Here is a 437-nt window from a genome sequence, read left to right on the forward strand (position 1 = left end):
ACATCGCAGTCGATCCATAGCGTGCGTTCACCGATCTTTTCTAGATCCACGACAGCGCGTAAAGACCGGCCGATCAGGCGTTGGATTTCCATCGTACGGCCGCCGAGCTTGCCGCGTGTCGCTTCACGCTGATTGCGGCTGTTGGTGGCGCGTGGCAGCATGGAATACTCCGCCGTGACCCATCCTTTGCCTTGCCCTCTCAAAAAGCCCGGAACGCGCGATTCAATGGTCGCCGTGCAAATAACCTTGGTTTGGCCGACTGTAATCAAGAAAAAAAAAAAAAAAAAAAAGAAAGACATAGAGCATCTAAAGCATAGCAGTAGATAGAAGTAACGAGTAGACAAGAAGAGCAAGTAGATGACTGAAATGCAAGACATGTGAGACAGAGCACGAGGACAGGATACATGATATCGAGTGCGACTACGTAAATAACAGAA

At 49.2% G+C, this 437-nt stretch carries 1 protein-coding gene; it reads right to left on the reverse strand.

What is annotated here, in order from left to right:
- Window positions 1–299 (reverse strand): ribonuclease PH (gene rph / locus BHE18_RS21855; RefSeq protein WP_071620595.1); only part of this gene is annotated, 299 nt, incomplete at its 3' end.
- Between the last annotated feature and the right edge of the window lie 138 nt (window positions 300–437).

The organism is Rossellomorea aquimaris (genome assembly GCF_001877785.1).
GTDB lineage: Bacteria > Bacillota > Bacilli > Bacillales > Bacillaceae_B > Rossellomorea > Rossellomorea aquimaris_A.